The 15,870-nt window shown below is 71.9% G+C and carries 14 protein-coding genes; 9 read left to right on the top strand and 5 right to left on the bottom strand.

Annotation, left to right across the window (positions count from 1 at the left end):
* Window positions 1-4 precede the first annotated feature (4 nt).
* From OP04_RS28385 to OP04_RS28375, 3 genes are all read left to right on the top strand, one after another.
* The gene (locus OP04_RS28385; RefSeq protein WP_033342958.1) at window positions 5-808 is read left to right on the top strand and encodes an inositol monophosphatase family protein; all 804 of its coding nucleotides are present in this window, start codon (window positions 5-7) and stop codon (window positions 806-808) included.
* A gap of 459 nt (window positions 809-1,267) precedes the next feature.
* The gene (locus tag OP04_RS28380; RefSeq protein ID WP_051799230.1) at window positions 1,268-2,239 is read left to right on the top strand and encodes a coiled-coil domain-containing protein; all 972 of its coding nucleotides are present in this window, start codon (window positions 1,268-1,270) and stop codon (window positions 2,237-2,239) included.
* A 21-nt stretch (window positions 2,240-2,260) separates the two neighbouring features.
* Window positions 2,261-3,796: a fused MFS/spermidine synthase gene (locus tag OP04_RS28375; RefSeq protein ID WP_051799228.1), complete on the top strand. Its 1,536-nt coding sequence runs from the start codon at window positions 2,261-2,263 to the stop codon at window positions 3,794-3,796.
* 33 nt (window positions 3,797-3,829) lie between these two features.
* On the opposite strand, the gene OP04_RS28370 is transcribed toward OP04_RS28375, so the two are convergent.
* Both OP04_RS28370 and OP04_RS28365 read right to left on the bottom strand, forming a co-directional pair.
* A complete protein-coding gene (locus OP04_RS28370) occupies window positions 3,830-4,504 on the bottom strand; it encodes a potassium channel family protein (protein ID WP_033342913.1) in 675 nt (224 codons plus the stop codon).
* Window positions 4,497-5,831, bottom strand: a complete 1,335-nt coding sequence (locus OP04_RS28365; protein WP_033342912.1) for a TrkH family potassium uptake protein — start codon at window positions 5,829-5,831, stop codon at window positions 4,497-4,499. The genes OP04_RS28370 and OP04_RS28365 overlap by 8 nt, the downstream gene beginning before the upstream one ends.
* 106 nt (window positions 5,832-5,937) lie before the next feature.
* On the opposite strand from OP04_RS28365, the gene OP04_RS28360 reads away from it, so the two are divergent.
* A complete protein-coding gene (locus OP04_RS28360; protein ID WP_033342911.1) occupies window positions 5,938-7,029 on the top strand; it encodes a glycerophosphodiester phosphodiesterase in 1,092 nt (363 codons plus the stop codon).
* A 66-nt stretch (window positions 7,030-7,095) separates the two neighbouring features.
* Window positions 7,096-9,189 carry a RecQ family ATP-dependent DNA helicase gene (locus tag OP04_RS28355; RefSeq protein ID WP_033342910.1) on the top strand — a complete coding sequence of 698 codons (2,094 nt, stop codon included), beginning with the start codon at window positions 7,096-7,098 and terminating at the stop codon, window positions 9,187-9,189.
* Between the two features lie 90 nt (window positions 9,190-9,279).
* On the opposite strand, the gene OP04_RS53655 is transcribed toward OP04_RS28355, so the two are convergent.
* Window positions 9,280-9,717: a hypothetical protein gene (locus OP04_RS53655; protein WP_157240452.1), complete on the bottom strand. Its 438-nt coding sequence runs from the start codon at window positions 9,715-9,717 to the stop codon at window positions 9,280-9,282.
* A gap of 752 nt (window positions 9,718-10,469) precedes the next feature.
* Window positions 10,470-11,507, bottom strand: coding sequence for a C40 family peptidase (locus OP04_RS28350; RefSeq protein WP_051799226.1), 1,038 nt, complete (start codon window positions 11,505-11,507; stop codon window positions 10,470-10,472).
* An 87-nt stretch (window positions 11,508-11,594) separates the two neighbouring features.
* Between OP04_RS28350 and OP04_RS28345 the strand changes: the two genes are divergently transcribed.
* Window positions 11,595-11,813, top strand: coding sequence for a heavy-metal-associated domain-containing protein (locus OP04_RS28345; RefSeq protein ID WP_033342909.1), 219 nt, complete (start codon window positions 11,595-11,597; stop codon window positions 11,811-11,813).
* On the top strand, window positions 11,806-12,798 hold the full coding sequence (locus OP04_RS28340) for a hypothetical protein (protein ID WP_033342908.1): 993 nt from the start codon (window positions 11,806-11,808) through the stop codon (window positions 12,796-12,798). Before OP04_RS28345 ends, OP04_RS28340 begins: the two co-directional genes overlap by 8 nt.
* Here the strand turns inward: OP04_RS28340 and OP04_RS28335 are convergent.
* Window positions 12,785-13,927, bottom strand: coding sequence for a class I SAM-dependent methyltransferase (locus OP04_RS28335; RefSeq protein ID WP_033342907.1), 1,143 nt, complete (start codon window positions 13,925-13,927; stop codon window positions 12,785-12,787). The genes OP04_RS28340 and OP04_RS28335 overlap by 14 nt on opposite strands.
* A 99-nt stretch (window positions 13,928-14,026) precedes the next feature.
* On the opposite strand from OP04_RS28335, the gene OP04_RS28330 reads away from it, so the two are divergent.
* Both OP04_RS28330 and OP04_RS52085 read left to right on the top strand, forming a co-directional pair.
* Window positions 14,027-14,329, top strand: a complete 303-nt coding sequence (locus tag OP04_RS28330; protein WP_033342906.1) for a DUF2470 domain-containing protein — start codon at window positions 14,027-14,029, stop codon at window positions 14,327-14,329.
* A gap of 302 nt (window positions 14,330-14,631) precedes the next feature.
* The gene (locus OP04_RS52085) at window positions 14,632-15,855 is read left to right on the top strand and encodes a hypothetical protein (protein WP_085066828.1); all 1,224 of its coding nucleotides are present in this window, start codon (window positions 14,632-14,634) and stop codon (window positions 15,853-15,855) included.
* Window positions 15,856-15,870: the final 15 nt, after the last annotated feature.

Raw genomic sequence — 15,870 nt, 5'->3', positions numbered from 1 at the left:
CCCGCTGATCGCTCAGGTCGGCGACCTCATCCGCGAGGTCGCACGCACCGTCGTGCTCCCGTACTACCAGAAGCTCGGCAAGGCCGACGTGCGGCAGAAGGCGCCCGGCGACCTGGTCACGGTCGCGGACGAGCTCGCCGAGGAGCGCCTGATCGAGGGCCTGCTCCGGCTGCTGCCCGGCTCCGCCGTGGTCGGCGAGGAGTCCGTCGCCGCCGACCCGGACGTGCTGTCCCGCATCTGCGCGCAGGGCCCGGTCTGGCTGGTCGACCCGATCGACGGCACCGGCAACTTCGCGTTCGGCCGCACGCCGTTCGCGATAATGGTCGCGCTCATCGAGGACGGCGACCTCCGGGCCGGCTGGATCTTCGACGTCATCCTGGACCGGATGGCCGTCGCCGAGCGCGGCGGCGGCGCCTGGATCGACGGCGTGCGCGTCCACGCCCGCGCCGACCTGCCGCCGGCCAGCACGCTGCGCGGCGCCGTGATGACCCGCTACCTGCCCGAGGAGATGGCCGCCGAGGTCGGCCTGCGCGCCACCAACGTCGCCAAGATCCTCGACAGCCAGCACTGCTCCGGCGCGGAATATCCCGACGTCGTCAGCGGCAAGCAGGACTTCGTCTTCTTCTGGAAGACGCTCCCCTGGGACCACGCGCCGGGCGTCCTGTTCACCCGCGAGGCCGGCGGCGTCGCCCGCCGCCTCGACGGCACGGAATACCAGGTCACCAGCCGCCAGAAGGGCCTGCTGGTCGCCGCGAACGCGGACATCTGGGCCGCGGTCCGCCAGGCTCTCCTCGGCGAACGTTTCTAGATCAAATTCTGGATTTTCCCACTTCGCGGGTGGTTGCGATCCGCATGCTCCCGCGGGCTCACCGCCCGTGGGTGGTGCCGAAGAAAACCCGTGCGGTCGTCGGATCGGGTGGATCTGCCGGACACGCGGCCGTCCGGGTCTCCCGAGTGGACAATTCGGATAATCTTGCGCGATTCCGTCTAAAGGGAGAGGCGTGCGCGTGCCATGAGGTCCATCCTTCCGGTCCTGGTGGCGGGCACGATCCTCCTCGGCGGACTCCCCGCGATCCCGGCTTCCGCGGCGCCTTCGGCTTTCGCGGCGATTCCGGCTTCCGCGGTGACTGTCCCGGCCTCCGCGGCTTCCGCCGTGACCGCGCCGATTTCCGCCGTGACTGCCCCGGCTTTCGCGGCGGCCGTCGCGGCCGCGCCGGTTCTCACTGCGGGCGGCCCGGCCTCCGCTGTGACCGCTCCGGTTCTCGCTGTGGCCGCTCCGGCGTCCGCTGTGGCCGCTGCGGCGGCCAAGGCCCGGACGCCGGACCGGACCGACGACGAGGGCGGCACGCGGACGCTGCGGACCGCGCTGGAGGAGGCGGCGAAGGCGCACATCGACGCGCAGGCGCGGCTGGAGGCGTCGAAGAAGCGGCAGTCCGCGCTGGCGGTACGGCTCACGCGGGCGGAGGCGGAGATCGCGTCGCTGACCAGACGGGTCGGCGTGGTCGCGGGCGAGGCGTACCGGCGAGGGCGCATCTCCGGCCCGATGCTGCTGCTCGCGGCGCGCAGCCGGCTGGAGTTCCTGGAGCGGACGACCGGCCTGGAGACGATCGCCGCGCTGGACGACGCGCGTCTGCGGGACCTGCGGGCCGCGCGCACCGAGGTCCGCCGCGCGCGGACCGCGATCGACGACGAGATCCGGGAGCAGGCGAAACAGGTCGAGATCCAGGCCAAGCGGCGCAAGGACGCGGAGCAGGCGCTGGCGGCCGCGGGCGGCGGCGCGCCCGGCGGCTTCACCGACCCGGACTCGGCCGCGGCCGAACCCGCACCCCGCCGCGCGGACGGCGAGTGGCCCCAGGAGTCCTGCACGGTCGAGGACCCGACCACGCGCGGCTGCGTCACGCCCCGCACGCTGCACGTGATGCGCCAGGCGCGCGCGGACGGCTACCGCCGGTACGTCTCCTGCTATCGCGGCGGTGGCGGCGGCGAGCACCCGCGCGGCCGGGCCTGCGACTTCGCGGCCGCACCGGACGGCTTCGAGGACGTGAACGCGGCCGGCGGCGACCGCGCGTACGGCGACGGCCTGGCCGCCTACCTGGTGCACAACGCGGACGCGCTCGGCGTGCTCTACGTGATCTGGTACCGGCAGATCTGGATGCCCGGCGCCGGCTGGCGCTCCTACAGCGGACGCGGCTCCCCGGCCGCGACCCACACGAACCACGTGCACGTGTCGATGTACTGACCGCCCGTGTTTACTTGCCGGGTGGAAGACCAACCCGAAGATCAACCCGAAGATCAACCCCAAGACCGGCCTCAGGCCCTGCCCAACTGGCTCGCCGCCACGCTCGTCTTCGGATCGTCCGGTGCGGTGCTGGTGCTGGAGATCGTGGCCCAGCGGCTGATCGGGCCGTACGTCGGGCTCACGCTGCAGACCACCAGCTCCGTGATCGCGATGGCGCTGGCCGCGATCGCCTACGGCGCCTGGGCCGGCGGCTGGCTGGCCGACCGCCGTGACCCGCGCACCATGCTGGCCCCGGCGCTGGTCCTGGCCGGCATCGCAACCGCGCTGACGTTCCCGCTGATCCGGTACGCCGGCGAGATCCTGCGCGGTGAGGCCGCGGTCGGGGTGCTGCTGCTGACCGCGCTGGCCGTGGTGGTCCCGGCCGGGCTGCTCTCCGCGATCTCGCCGATGGTGGTGAAGCTGCAGCTGTCCGATCTGCGCCGGACCGGGCAGGTGGTCGGCAGGCTCTCCGGACTCGGCACGCTGGGCGGCATCACGGCCACGCTCGGCACCGGGTTCGTGCTGGTCGCGACGCTGCCGAGCCGCGTGATCATGCTGAGCCTGGCGGTGCTGCTGGGCGTGGGCGGTCTCGCGCTCGGCTGGCACCTGCGCCGGCTGGACTCGGCCGGTTCGCGGCGGGTGAAGGTCGCGGCCGCGGTGACCGGGCTGGTCGGGGCAGGGCTGACCGCGATCGCGCCGACGCCGTGCGACGTGGAGACCGCGTACAGCTGCGCCTCCGTGGTCGCGGACGAGAACCGGCCGGGCGGGCGCACGCTGGTGCTCAACGCGGGCGACCACTCCTACGTGGATCTGGACGACCCCCGGCACCTGGAGTTCGAGTACGTGCAGTGGATCGCCGCGGTCGCGGACGTGGCGGCCCCGGCCGGGCAGCCGATGACCGCGCTGCACCTGGGCGGCGGCGGCTTCACGCTGCCGAAGTACCTGGCCGCGACGCGTCCGGGCAGCTCACAGACCGTGCTTGAGCTGGACGGGCAGCTGGTCGACCTGGATCGCGCGGAGCTGGGCCTGGAGACCGGCCCGGAGCTGGAGGTGGTGGTCGGCGACGCGCGTGTGTCCCTGGCCGAGCAGCCGGCCGGGCGTGCGGACCTCGTGATCGGCGACGCGTTCGGCGACCTGGTGGTGCCGTGGCACCTGGCCACGCGCGAGATGGCCGTGCAGGTGCGGGACGCGATGACCGGCACCGCGATCTACGCGCAGAACGTCATCGACTATCCGCCGCTGATGTTCATCCGCGCCGAGACCGCGACCGTGCAGGATGTGTTCCCGCACGTGGCGCTGATCGGCCCGCCGTCCGGGCTGGCGGGGGAGGAGGGCGCGAACTTCGTGATCGTGGCGTCGGCCGCGCCGCTCCCGCTGGCGGAGATCCGGGCACGGATGGCGCAGAGCGTGCCCGGCCCGGTGACCATGCTGGACGGCGCGGAGCTGGCCGCGTTCGTGGGGAGGACGAGGGTACTGACCGACGATTACGCGCCGGTCGACCAATTGCTCTCCCGATAGGTCGGGCGGGGACCCGTACCATATCGGGATTTTTCAGGTTGTGGCCGCGAACGCCTGGACCTGCTTCGGGGTGCCGGCCACGATCAGTTTGCTGCCGGCCGGCACCAGCGTCTGCGCCTCGGCGAAGATGAAACTGCCGTCCGGCGGCCGGACCGCGATGACCGTGATGCCGTGCCGTTTGCGCAGCCCGATGTCGGCGAGCGAGCGGCCGGCGGTCTCCTTCGGCGCGCGGACCTTCGCGATCGCGAAACCCTCGTCGAACTCGATGAAGTCGATCATCTTGCTGGTGATCAGGTGGGCGACGCGGTCGCCCATGACCGCCTCGGGATAGATCACGTGGTTCGCGCCGACCGAGGACAGGATCTTGCCGTGCTTCGCGGAGATCGCCTTGGCCCAGATCTCGGTGATGCCGAGCTCGGTCAGCGCCAGCACGGTGAGCACGCTGGCCTCGATGTCGGTGCCGATGCCGACCACCGCGCGCTTGAACTCGTGCACGCCCAGCTGGCGCAGCGCGTCGTTGTCCGTGGAGTCGGCCTGCGCGACGTGCGTGAGCCGGTCGCCCCACTGCTGGACGATCTTCGGGCTCTCGTCGATGCCGAGCACCTCGTGACCCAGGCGCAGCAGCGAATCGGCGACCTGGCCGCCGAACCGGCCGAGGCCGATCACCACCACGTTGTCGTCGAGGTTCGTTCTGCCGTTGCTAGCCAACGATGGGCCTTTCCTCGGGGTACCGGTAGAGCCGCTGCCGGCTGTTCAGGGCGATCGCGGAGCCGACGGCTATGGTGCCGACGCGTCCCACGTACATCAGGATGACGAGGACGATCTGCCCGCTCTCCGGCAGGGTCGGCGTGATGCCGGTGGACAGCCCGACCGTGGCGAACGCGGACGTGGCCTCGAAGATCGCCCGGTCCAGCGTGATGTCCCGGTCGATGGCGAGCAGTGCCAGCGTGCCGGTGCCGACCAGCGCCACGCCGAGCAGCGCCACCGTCATCGCCTGCCGCTGGGTGGTCTCCGCGATCCGGCGGCGGCCGATCACCACGTCCGGCTCACCGCGGATCTCCGCCAGGATCACGAAGCCGAGCAGGAAGAACGTGGTCAGCTTGATGCCGCCGGAGGTGGACGCGCTGCCGCCGCCGATGAACATCAGCGCGGTGCTGATGGTCAGCGTCTCCTGGTTCATCTGACCGAAGTCCACGCTGTTGAAGCCGCCGGACCGGGTCATCACGTCCTGGGTGAACGCGGCCAGGATCTTGTCGGCCACGCTGAGCGGCCCGAACGTGTGCGGGTTGCCCCACTCGAAGACCAGCACGAAGAAGAAGCCGAACACGCCCAGCACGATCGTGCCCCACACGGTGAGCCGGGTGTGCGTGGACCAGCCGTCCGGCTTCCGCCAGTTGCGGGCCAGCTCGAAGATGACCGGGAAGCCGATGCTGCCCAGCATCACGCCGAGCGCCAGCGGCGTGCAGATCCACGGGTCGCCGACGAACCGGATCAGACTGTCCGGGTAGAGCGCGAAACCGCCGTTGTTGAACGCCTGGATCGAGTGGAAGACGCCCTCCCACACCGACCGGCGGAACGAGTAGCCGTAGCCGAGCCAGAGGCGCAGCGCGACCGCGACCGTGATCACGGCCTCGCAGACGAACGAGACGGCCGCGATGCGCAGCACCATCCGGCGGATGTCCGCGGTCTCCAGGCCCCGGCTCTCGGTCTGGGCCATCAGACGGCCGCGCAGCCCCAGGCGCTGGGAGATGAGCACGCCGAGCAGCGTGGCCATCACCATGATGCCGAGTCCGCCGATCTGGGTCAGCACGGTGAGCATCGCCTGGCCGAACGGCGACCAGTAGGTGCCGGTGTCGACCACGGCCAGCCCGGTGACGCAGACGGCGGAGGTGGCGGTGAACAGGGCCGTGACGAACGGCGCGAAGCCCGGCTCGGCACGCGAGACGGGCAGCATCATGAGCACCGTCCCGATCACGACCAGGGCGAGGAACGCGGCGGGCACGATGCGGGCGGGATGCTGAAGTTGACGACGCATGACGGGGGTTTGTCTATCACCCGTGTGCAATGCGGGCCACTTGACACTCTTACGCGGTTCATCTCATGGTCTGATGGACTTCGTCTGGTGTCGATTGGATGACGGGATGCGACGACGTACCGTGACCACTTCCATGGGCCTGGCGGGTCTGGCGATCGCGGCCGCTCCGGCGACGCCCGCCTCCGCCTCCTCCCCGCCCCGCGGCGCGCCGCTGGTGATCGCGCACCGCGGCGCCAGCGGCTACCGGCCGGAGCACACGCTGGAGGCGTACCGGCTGGCCATCCGGCTCGGGGCCGACTTCATCGAGCCGGACCTGGTGTCGACGCGCGACGGCGTGCTCGTCGCCCGGCACGAGAACGAGATCTCCGGGACGACCGACGTGGCCGCCCACCCGGAGTTCGCTTCGCGAAAGACCACGAAGACCATCGACGGTACGGCCGTGAGCGGCTGGTTCACCGAGGACTTCACGCTGGCGGAGCTGAAGACGCTGCGCGCGAAGGAGCGGCTGCCGCTGGTCCGGGTGGCGAACACGGCGTTCGACGGCACGTTCGAGATCCCGACGTTCCAGGAGGTCATCGACCTGGCGAAGGCGGAGTCGCGGCGGCGCGGGCGGACCGTCGGGGTGTATCCGGAGACGAAGCACCCGACGTATTTCCAGTCGATCGGGCTGGCGCTGGAGGAGCCGCTGGTGCGGACGCTGCGTGCGGCCGGGTGGCGGTCGCAGCGGGACCCGGTGATCATCCAGTCGTTCGAGACAGCGAATCTGCGGGCGCTGCGCGGTAAGACCGAGGTGCGACTGGCACAGCTGATGGACGCCGCCGGGCGTCCGTACGACTTCACCGCCGCGGGCGACACACGGACTTATGCGGATCTGGCCACTTGTGATGGGCTCACCTGGGTCGCGCGGTATGCGGACGGGGTGGGTGCGAACAAGAACCTGATCGTGCCGCGGGACGCCGCCGGGAAGCTGCTGACGCCGACGAACCTGGTCCGGGACGCGCACCGGCTCGGCATGGTGGTGCACGCGTGGACGTTCCGGGCGGAGAACCAGTTCCTGCCGACGGACTTCCGGATCGGCGCGGACCCGAACGCGCGCGGCGACATCACGGCCGAGTACGAGCTGTTCTACTCGCTCGGGCTGGACGGCGTGTTCTCCGACCACCCGGACACGGCGGTGGCGGCGCGCACGGGTCTGTGACCTCGCTGTCCACAGTTATCCACAGGCTTGGCCGCGTCTGTCGGTGCCCGGTGGTAGACAGGTCGGGTGGCACAGGTGCGGGAGCAGGCGGAAGCGGTCCTACGGCGGCTGGCGGGCGATCAGGCCCGCCTCCGTGAGGACCAGTGGCGGGCGATCGAGGCGCTGGTCGTCACGTTCCAGCGGGTGCTCTGCGTCCAGCGCACCGGCTGGGGCAAGTCCGCGGTCTACTTCGTGGCGACCGCGCTGCTCCGCGAGCAGGGCGCCGGCCCGACCGTGATCGTCTCGCCGCTGCTGGCGCTGATGCGCAACCAGGTCGAGGCCGCGGCGCGGGCCGGCATCACCGCCCGCACGATCAATTCGGCCAACCTGGAGGAGTGGGGCAAGATCACGGCTGAGGTCGCGTCCGGCGCGGTCGACGTGCTGCTGATCAGCCCCGAGCGGCTGAACAATCCGGATTTCCGTGACAACGTGCTGCCCGAGCTCGCGGCCACCACCGGCCTGCTCGTGGTGGACGAGGCACACTGTGTCTCCGACTGGGGCCACGACTTCCGGCCGGACTATCGGCGGCTGCGCACGTTCCTGGCCGGCCTGCCCGACCACACGCCCGTGCTCGCCACCACCGCCACCGCCAACGCGCGCGTCACCGCAGACGTGGCGGAGCAGCTGGGCGCCGGTGCGCTGGTGCTGCGCGGCTCGCTGGACCGTGAGTCGCTGCGGATGGCCGTGCACCAGCTGCCGTCCGCCGCGCACCGGCTGGCCTGGCTCGCCGACCATCTGGACGCGTTGCCCGGCTCCGGCATCGTCTACACGCTGACCGTGGCGGCCGCGACCGAGGCGACGGAGTTCCTGCGCTCGCGGGGCTTCGCCGTCGCGTCCTACTCCGGCCAGACCGAGGACGCGGATCGCCGCGCCGCCGAGCAGGACCTGCTGGACAACAAGATCAAGGCGTTGATCGCCACGTCCGCGCTCGGCATGGGCTTCGACAAACCCGACCTCGGCTTCGTGGTGCACCTGGGCGCGCCCCCGTCCCCTATTGCGTACTACCAGCAGGTCGGCCGCGCCGGCCGCGGCGTCGACCACGCCGAGGTGCTGCTGCTCCCCGGCCCGGAGGATGCGGCCATCTGGCGATACTTCGCGTCGCTGGCGTTCCCGCCGGAGGAGCAGGTCCGGTCCGTGCTGGCCGCGCTCTCCGACCGGCCGATCTCGGTGCCCGCGCTGGAGCCGCTCGTCGACCTGCGCCGCAGCCGACTGGAGCTGATGCTCAAGGTGCTGGATGTGGACGGTGCGGTCCGCCGGGTCAAGGGCGGCTGGATCTCCACCGGCGAGCCGTGGGCCTACGACGCTCCCCGCCTGCGCCGCGTCGCCGAGGCCCGCGAGGCCGAGCAGCGCTCCATGCGCGAATACGCGGCGTTGACCACCGGCTGCCGCCTGATGTTCCTGCGCGAGCGGCTGGACGATCCCGAGGCCGCCCCCTGCGGCCGCTGCGACCTGTGCGCCGGCCCGGTGCTGCCGTCCGACGTCTCCGGCCCCGCGCTGGCCGCGGCGCACGCGTTTCTCGGCCGCCCCGGCCTCGACCTCCCGCCGAAGGCGATGTGGCCGACCGGTCTGGAGTCGGTCGGCGTCCCGCTCAAGGGCCGCATTCCCGCCGGCGAGCAGGCCGCGGCCGGCCGCGCCGTGGGCCGCCTCTCCGACCTCGGCTGGGGCGACCGCCTGCGCGCGCTGCTGGCCGACGACGCCCCCGACCGCCCGTTGCCGGACGATCTGCTCGCCGCCGTGGTCGAGGTGCTGAAGGACTGGTCGCACGGCCCGGAGCAGTGGGCGTCCCGCCCGGTCGGCGTGGTCCCGATCCTGTCCCGTCGCCGCCCGCAGCTCACCCGCAGCCTGGCCGACCGCATCGCCACCGTCGGCCGCCTCCCCGTCCTCGGCACGATCACCCGCCGCGACGACGGCGGCCCCGAGCCGTCCCGCACCAACAGCGCTCAGCGCGTCCGCCTCCTCCACGACGCCTTCACCCTCGACGCCACCGCCCCGCTGGACGGCCCGGTCCTCCTCGTCGACGACCTGCTCGACTCCGGCTGGACCATGACCCTCGCCGCCCGCCTCCTCCGCCGCGCCGGCGCCCCCGCGGTCCTGCCCCTCGCCCTGGCGGTCGCGGGCTGAGCCACCCTTGGCCGCGCTTCGCCCCGGCTCGCAAAGATCAAGTCCCGGCGTGGTGGCGGTCCATGTGCTCTTGCGGGCGCTTGAGCTTGCCTATTGCGGTGTCCACCAACATTCACCCGGACCACGACCGTGATCCAGGCGTCCTTCACGTCGTTCTAACGAGGTGAAGGACGCCTGGATCACCGGAGGGTGGGCCCGGGGGCGGCCCACAAGGACGGACCCAGGCCCCGATTTTCTTGCTTCCAGCGGGTTGCGGTTCCGCACGCTCCGGGCTCCGTGGCCCATTCCCGTTCGGTGCGATTGATCGCGATGGTTGTGCGGCGCGTCCAGGTTGCGCGGCGCGTCCAGGCTGTGCGGCGCGTCCAGGCTGTGCGGCGCGTCCAGGTTGCGCGGCGCGTCCAGGCTGTGCGGCGCGTCCAGGTTGCGCGGCGCGTCCAGGCTGTGCGGCGCGTCCAGGTTGCGCGGCGCGTCCAGGCTGTGCGGTGTGCCCAGGTTGCGCGGCACGCCCAGGCTGTGCGGTGCGCGCATGGCGGCGAGGCCGGCGCCGTCGCGACGCCCAGTCCGTCCGGACGGGAGGCCGGGCGCTTCGCGCCCGAAATTTCGGTATGTAAGTCGCTAATCCGAGACCGCTGCGGCTTCTGGCCGAGGACGAGGCTTCCTGATGCACTCTTCGGGTGTTCCCGCGGGTGGGGAGTCCGTCTTGTCGCTTTTGGGCCACGGGTCGGCAGTGGCTTCCGATCGTGATCAACGGTCGTCTGTCCGTTTTCTACGCTTTGGCTGCCTGAGACCGTGGAAAACGTACAGACGACCGTTGATCAAGGCCGGTTGCGTTCCGTGTCTGGGTGCCATGAGATGAAATATCCGGCATCAGGCGCTCGGGGCCTCGCGCGGCGACCATGCGGACCTCACCGTTCACCAGTGCTCGTCGCGAGTGGGGAACAGGGTCGCTCCTATGGGCAGCGGAGCCGCTCCCGCGGGCAACCTTGCCGTGCACCACGTCTCCGCTGGTGGTGCTTCGCTCGCCTCCCGGCGGGCGGTGGCACGCTGCTGCGGATGACGGGAGTCGGTGGAGCGGGCCCGGGTCGCGTCGTCGGAGCCGGTGCCGCGCCACGGGAAGAGTACGCGGCTCTCGCCGTGCTTGCGTCGATCGAGGGTGTGAGCTCAGCCACCCGCGGCAGCGGAAGGGAGGAGCGCCAGCGACGACCGGTGCCCGCGGGAGCGTGCGGACCGCAACCACCGCGAAGTGGGAAAAGGAACTGGAACTTGAATTTGATCTTCGGTCAGTGGCCGTCCACGACGCGGCCGTAGCCGTGGACGGGCTGGTAGGCGACCGAGTCGATGCGGACGTTCTCGCCGATGGTGGGGGCGTGGATCATCTTGCCGTCGCCGACGTAGAGGGCGACGTGGCTGATGCCGCCGTAGTAGAAGACCAGGTCGCCGGGGCGCAGGTCGTCGCGGCCGATGCGCTGCACGGTCTGCCACTGGCGGGCCGCGTTGTGCGGCAGCGGCGTGCCGGCGTGTTCCCAGGCGGCCATGGTCAGGCCGGAGCAGTCGAATGATCCGGGGCCGTCCGCGCCCCAGCGGTACGGCTTGCCCAGCTGCTCGTAGGCGAACCGGATCGCGTTGCCGGCCAGGCCGGACGGTGGCGGCGGGGGAGCGAGGTCGAGCGGGCGCACCCGGTCACCGGAGGCGAGCCGCATCCGCCGCAGCCGCTCGATCTCCTTCTCGATCCCGGCCTTGCGGACCGCCAGCTCCACCTGCTGCTCGCGCTGCTTCTCGGCGAGCTCGTCGGCCTCGCGTTCCATCGCGGCGAACCGGGCCTGCGACTCGGTCAGCGCGTGCAGCTCCTGGTTCTGCTCACGGGCCAGCACGTCCAGGGTGAGCAGCCGTTCCACCATGTCGGAGCCGCCACCGGCCGCGATCATGAGCGCGCGGGCGTTGCCGGACGAGCGGTACGCGGACGCGGCCAGGATCCCGATCCGCTCCCGCCGCTCCGTCACGGCGAACTCGACCGGCGCCTTCCGCACGCCGATCTCCCGCCGCCGGCGTTCCGTGGCGGCGACGTCCTCGCGGAGCGCGTTGTGCTCCTCGATGACCACCTCCAGCTGGTGCGCCGCGGCCGCGAGCCGTTGCCGCAGTTCCTGCATCGACGGTGGCGCGTCCGGATCGGCCGAGGCCGGTGCCGGTGCCGCGAAGGTGACCGCGAGCGCGCCGATCAGGACCGCGACGGCCAGCGTGATCCGGGCGGCACCCGAGACGGCGGCACCCGGGACAGCGGCACCCCGGACAGCGGCACGCGAGACGGCGGAGGAGGACACACCGGATCAACGACCGTCCCCGGCACGGAGGCTCGTATACCACCCGGGGGTATAGTCGGTGCCGTCGAACCACAGGGAGGGTGCGCCATGTCCGTCACCAATACCTACGCCGTCACCGGGATGACCTGCGGGCACTGCGTGCAGGCGGTCACCGGTGAGCTGACCCAGCTGCCCGGCGTGCACGACGTGAGCGTGGACCTGCCGACCGGCACCGTGACCGTCACCAGCGACGGCCCGCTCCCCATCGACGAGGTTCGCACGGCAGTGGACGAGGCCGGCTACGCGCTGGCCGCGGCCGATGCCTGACACGTCCGACTCCGAGATAGCGACGACGCACGAGCGGGCCTCCATGCGCCTGCTCGGCGTGGTCGGCGGCATCGTGCTGGCCGTGCTGGCCGGCTTCGGCCTGGGCCGGATCACCTCCGGCGGGCCGGACGGGGCTGCCCCGCTCCCGGCCGCGACCGGCGCGAACGCGGTGCACACGGACGCGCCCGGCGTCGCCGCCCACGTCCACGGCGGCACGAGCGGCGGCTCCAGCGGCGGCGGGACCGGAGTCACGGTCGGGGGCAACCCGGCCGCGGGTGACGTCGGCGGCCTGGTGGTCAGCTCCGCCGACTTCCGGCTGGTCCCGGCCGAGACCGCGTTCCCGGCGCCGTCCGCCCGCGTGCCGTTCCGGTTCACGATCCAGGCCGCGGACGGCGCGCCGGTGACCGACTTCGCCGTGGTGCACGACAAACGCCTGCACCTGATCGTGGTCCGGCGTGATCTCTCCGGCTACCAGCACGTGCATCCGGAGCTCGCGCCGGACGGCACCTGGAGCACCGACCTGGCGCTGCCGGCCGCGGGCACCTGGCGCGCCTACGCGGACTTCACCGCCACCACCGCGGCCGGCACCCAGTCCGCGACCACGCTCGGCGTGGACCTGTCGGTCGGCGGCGCCTACGCGGCCGAGGCACTGCCCGTGCCGGTGTCCACGGTCCAGGCCGGTGGCTTCGGCGTGGAGCTGGCCGGCACACCCGCGCTCGGATCGGTCCAGCCGATGATCTTCACGATCCGGCGCGGTGGTGCGGTCGTCACGCCGGAGCGATACCTGGGCGCCTACGGTCACCTGGTGGTGCTGCGCGAGGGCGACCTCGGTTACGTGCACGTCCACCCGGAGGACCAGCTCACCGTGGACGGCGCGGTGAAGTTCTGGCTGGCCGCGCCGAGCAAGGGGCGCTACCGGGCGTTCTTCGACTTCCAGGTGGACGGTGCGGTGCACACCGCGGCGTACACGGTCACGATCGGCTGAGCAGCTTCTCCAGCGCGGGCTCGATGTGGAATCCGCCGGTCAGCGCCGTGTACTCGTCCCGCGCGGCCGGCGTCGGCGCCGCGCCGGTGTGCCGCGCGCGGATCAGCAGGTTGCGCGGCGTGTGCGCGGAGTCGATGAACTCGACCACCTCGACGCGGTAACCGTGCAGGCGCAGCAGCGAGGCCCGGACCGTGTCGGTGAGCACGTCCGCGAACCGCTCACGCAGGATGCCGTGCCGGCCGAGCCCCTCGAACGGCGACGGGACCTGCTGCTTGCGGAGCTGGGCCGCGAGGTCGTGGTGGCAGCAGGGCGCGGCCAGCACCCAGCGCGCCTCCCACTGCACGGCGCGGGCCAGCGCCTCGTCGGTGGCGGTGTCGCAGGCGTGCAGCGCGAGCACCACGTCGGCGCGGTCGACGTCCGCGTCCAGGATGGTGCCGGCCACGAACCGGACCTCGTCGGCGCAGCCCAGCCGCTCGGCGAGCGCGGTGTTGCGTACCCGCTGGTCCTCGCGCACGTCCACCCCGACCACGTCCAGCGCCACGCCCCGGGACGCGAGGTACCGGTACGCCGCGAACGTCAGGTAGGCGTTGCCGCAGCCCAGGTCCACCACGCGCAGCGACGCGGGCAGCTCGTCCGGCAGCGTGGCCGCGAGCGCGCGGAGGAACGCGTCGACCTGCCGGCGCTTGGCCGCGCCGCCGCCGATCTCCGCGAAGAGCGGGTCCCCGGGGTCGAGCAGGTGCTCCTTGACGCGGTCGTGCGCGTCCGGTGCCGGGGCCGGAGCCTCAGCAGCGGCGCGATGGATCTGCGCGTCGCCCTTCTTCGTCACCCGCAGCTGGACGGTCCCGGACGCGGACTCCACGTGCCAGTTCCCGAACGGCTCGGCCAGCAGCGCGTCCACCGCCGCCGCGGCCTCGTCGCCGGCCGCGACGTTGCGGGTGAACGGCCGCGCGCCGTCGTTCGTGACGATCTGCAGCTTCGGCCCGCTCTTGAGCGAGACCGTGCGCAGCTCGGCCCGGACCACGGAGGGTGTCTGCCCCTTGCGGCGACCGGCGGCCACCGCCCGGGTCAGGTCGGGGCGGAGCAGCAGCGAGCGCACCTCGGCGAGGGCGTCGGAAAGTGATTCGGGCATTCCTCCAGCGTAGAGACCCGCACGGCCGGGACCGGGCCGGGACGGCAGTGATCGCGCGAACATCGATTCGCGCGCCGGCCATCACCTACGCTGCCTGGCATGGCTGACACCGTCTTCACCCCGGACGTGGTGGCGCAGATCATGCGCCACATGAACGACGACCACGCGGACGACAACGTCCTCATCGCGCGCGGCCTCGGCGGGCAGCCCGGCACCACCGCGGCACGCATGTCCGGAATGGACGAGGACGGCATGGACTTCGTCGCGGTCGTGGACGGCGCCGAGGTGCCGGTGCGGGTCCCGTTCTCGGAGCGGCTGACCGAGCGCCGTCAGGTCCGCGGCGAGGCCGCGCGGATGTACCACGAGGCCTGCGCTGTGCTGGGCGTCACACCGCGCGCCTGAGCCGGAAAACTGTCGAAATCGGCGTCGAAACGGCGAATCTAATCGATGCCCCATGCTCCCTTAAAGGTTCCCTAAAGATCGGTCCGAACTCCTCTCCGAATAGCTGAAAACCGTTGAACCCCAGCGCCTCCCGGCACCGTAGGACCGGGCGAGGCGGTAAGCCTCGACTACTTCCGGAGCCCTGCCGGACCGTCCTCGCTCGGACGGAACGGCGGGGCTGGAGCGCACAAGGCTCACCGGTACGCCCGCGACGAGCGACGCAGGCTATCGGCCACAGATCCCGAAGGGTTGGGTTAGGCGCGATGGCACCGAGCTGGGACGAAGAGAAGACCGGATGGCGTGACTGGCGTCGCTACAAGGTGCCGGGCATGATCGCGGTGGGCACGCTCACCCTGATCGGTGGCGGCCTCGGCGTGGCGCTGGCCGGCACCGGGTCGTCGAGCGCGAGCGGGCAGACCATCGTGTGCCCGACCGTGGCCGACAAACTGCCCGCCATCCCGGCCAGCGCCCAGGCGGAGGTGGATCGCAACCTGGCGCTGCTGGAGACGCAGATCCAGGAGGCGAACAACCGCCTCGCCACGTCCGCCGGTGAGGGCGGGGCGAACTTCGTGCAGAACGCGATCCTCGGCCCGCTGGCCGGCAAGCGGGCCTCCACGATCGACCGGATCGCGATCGCGATCGGGCGCACCGCGGAGAAGCCGACGAACCTCGGCGGCCTCGACCAGTGCTCGCTCAGCGCAGGCGGGGGCGGCGGTGAGCAGGCCGGCGGTGGTGAGCAGGACGGCGGCGAGGAGGCCGGCGGCGACGACAACCAGGCGGGCGGGACCGGCGCCATCTCCTGCCCCGACGTGGCCGGTGAGCTGCCCACGATCCCGGCGCAGGCCCAGGCCGAGGTGACCCGGAACCTGGAGCTGCTCGACACGCAGATCGCCGAGGCCAACCAGCGCCTGGTCGACACCGTCGGCCAGGGTGGTGCGAACTTCGTGCAGAACGCGATCCTCGGCCCGCTGGAGGACAAGCGCGTCGCCACGATCAACCGCATCGCCACCGCGATCGGCCGTAACGCGGAGCGCCCCGACCTGGACGTCGCGACGCTGGCCCCGTGCGAGCTGAACGAGTCCGAGATCCCGGTCGCGGACCCGGCCGAGGGCGGCAACAACGAGGGCGGCAACAACAACGCCGGCGCCGGCTTCACCCAGCTGGTGATCAACGAGGCGAACGACGGCGGCTCGAACGGCGCGTTCATCTGCCCGACCGTCGCGGACCAGCTCCCGGCCATCCCGAACCAGCAGCTCGCCGAGGTGGAGAGCAACCTGGCGCTGCTGGAGAAGCAGATCCAGGAGGCGGAGACCCGTCTGGCGAACTCGGCCGGTCAGGGCGGCGCGAACTTCGTGCAGAACGCGATCAACGGCCCGCTGGAGGACAAGCGCGTCGCCGCGATCAACCGGATCGCGACCGCGATCGGCCGCAACGCCGACAAGCCCCAGCTGGACGTCGCGAACCTGGCACCCTGCACCGTGGCCTGATCGCCCACACAGCCA

Source organism: Catenuloplanes japonicus, from assembly GCF_000717135.1.
In the GTDB taxonomy this organism is placed as follows: Bacteria; Actinomycetota; Actinomycetes; order Mycobacteriales; family Micromonosporaceae; genus Catenuloplanes; species Catenuloplanes japonicus.
This window is presented reverse-complemented; position numbering and strand designations above follow the sequence as displayed.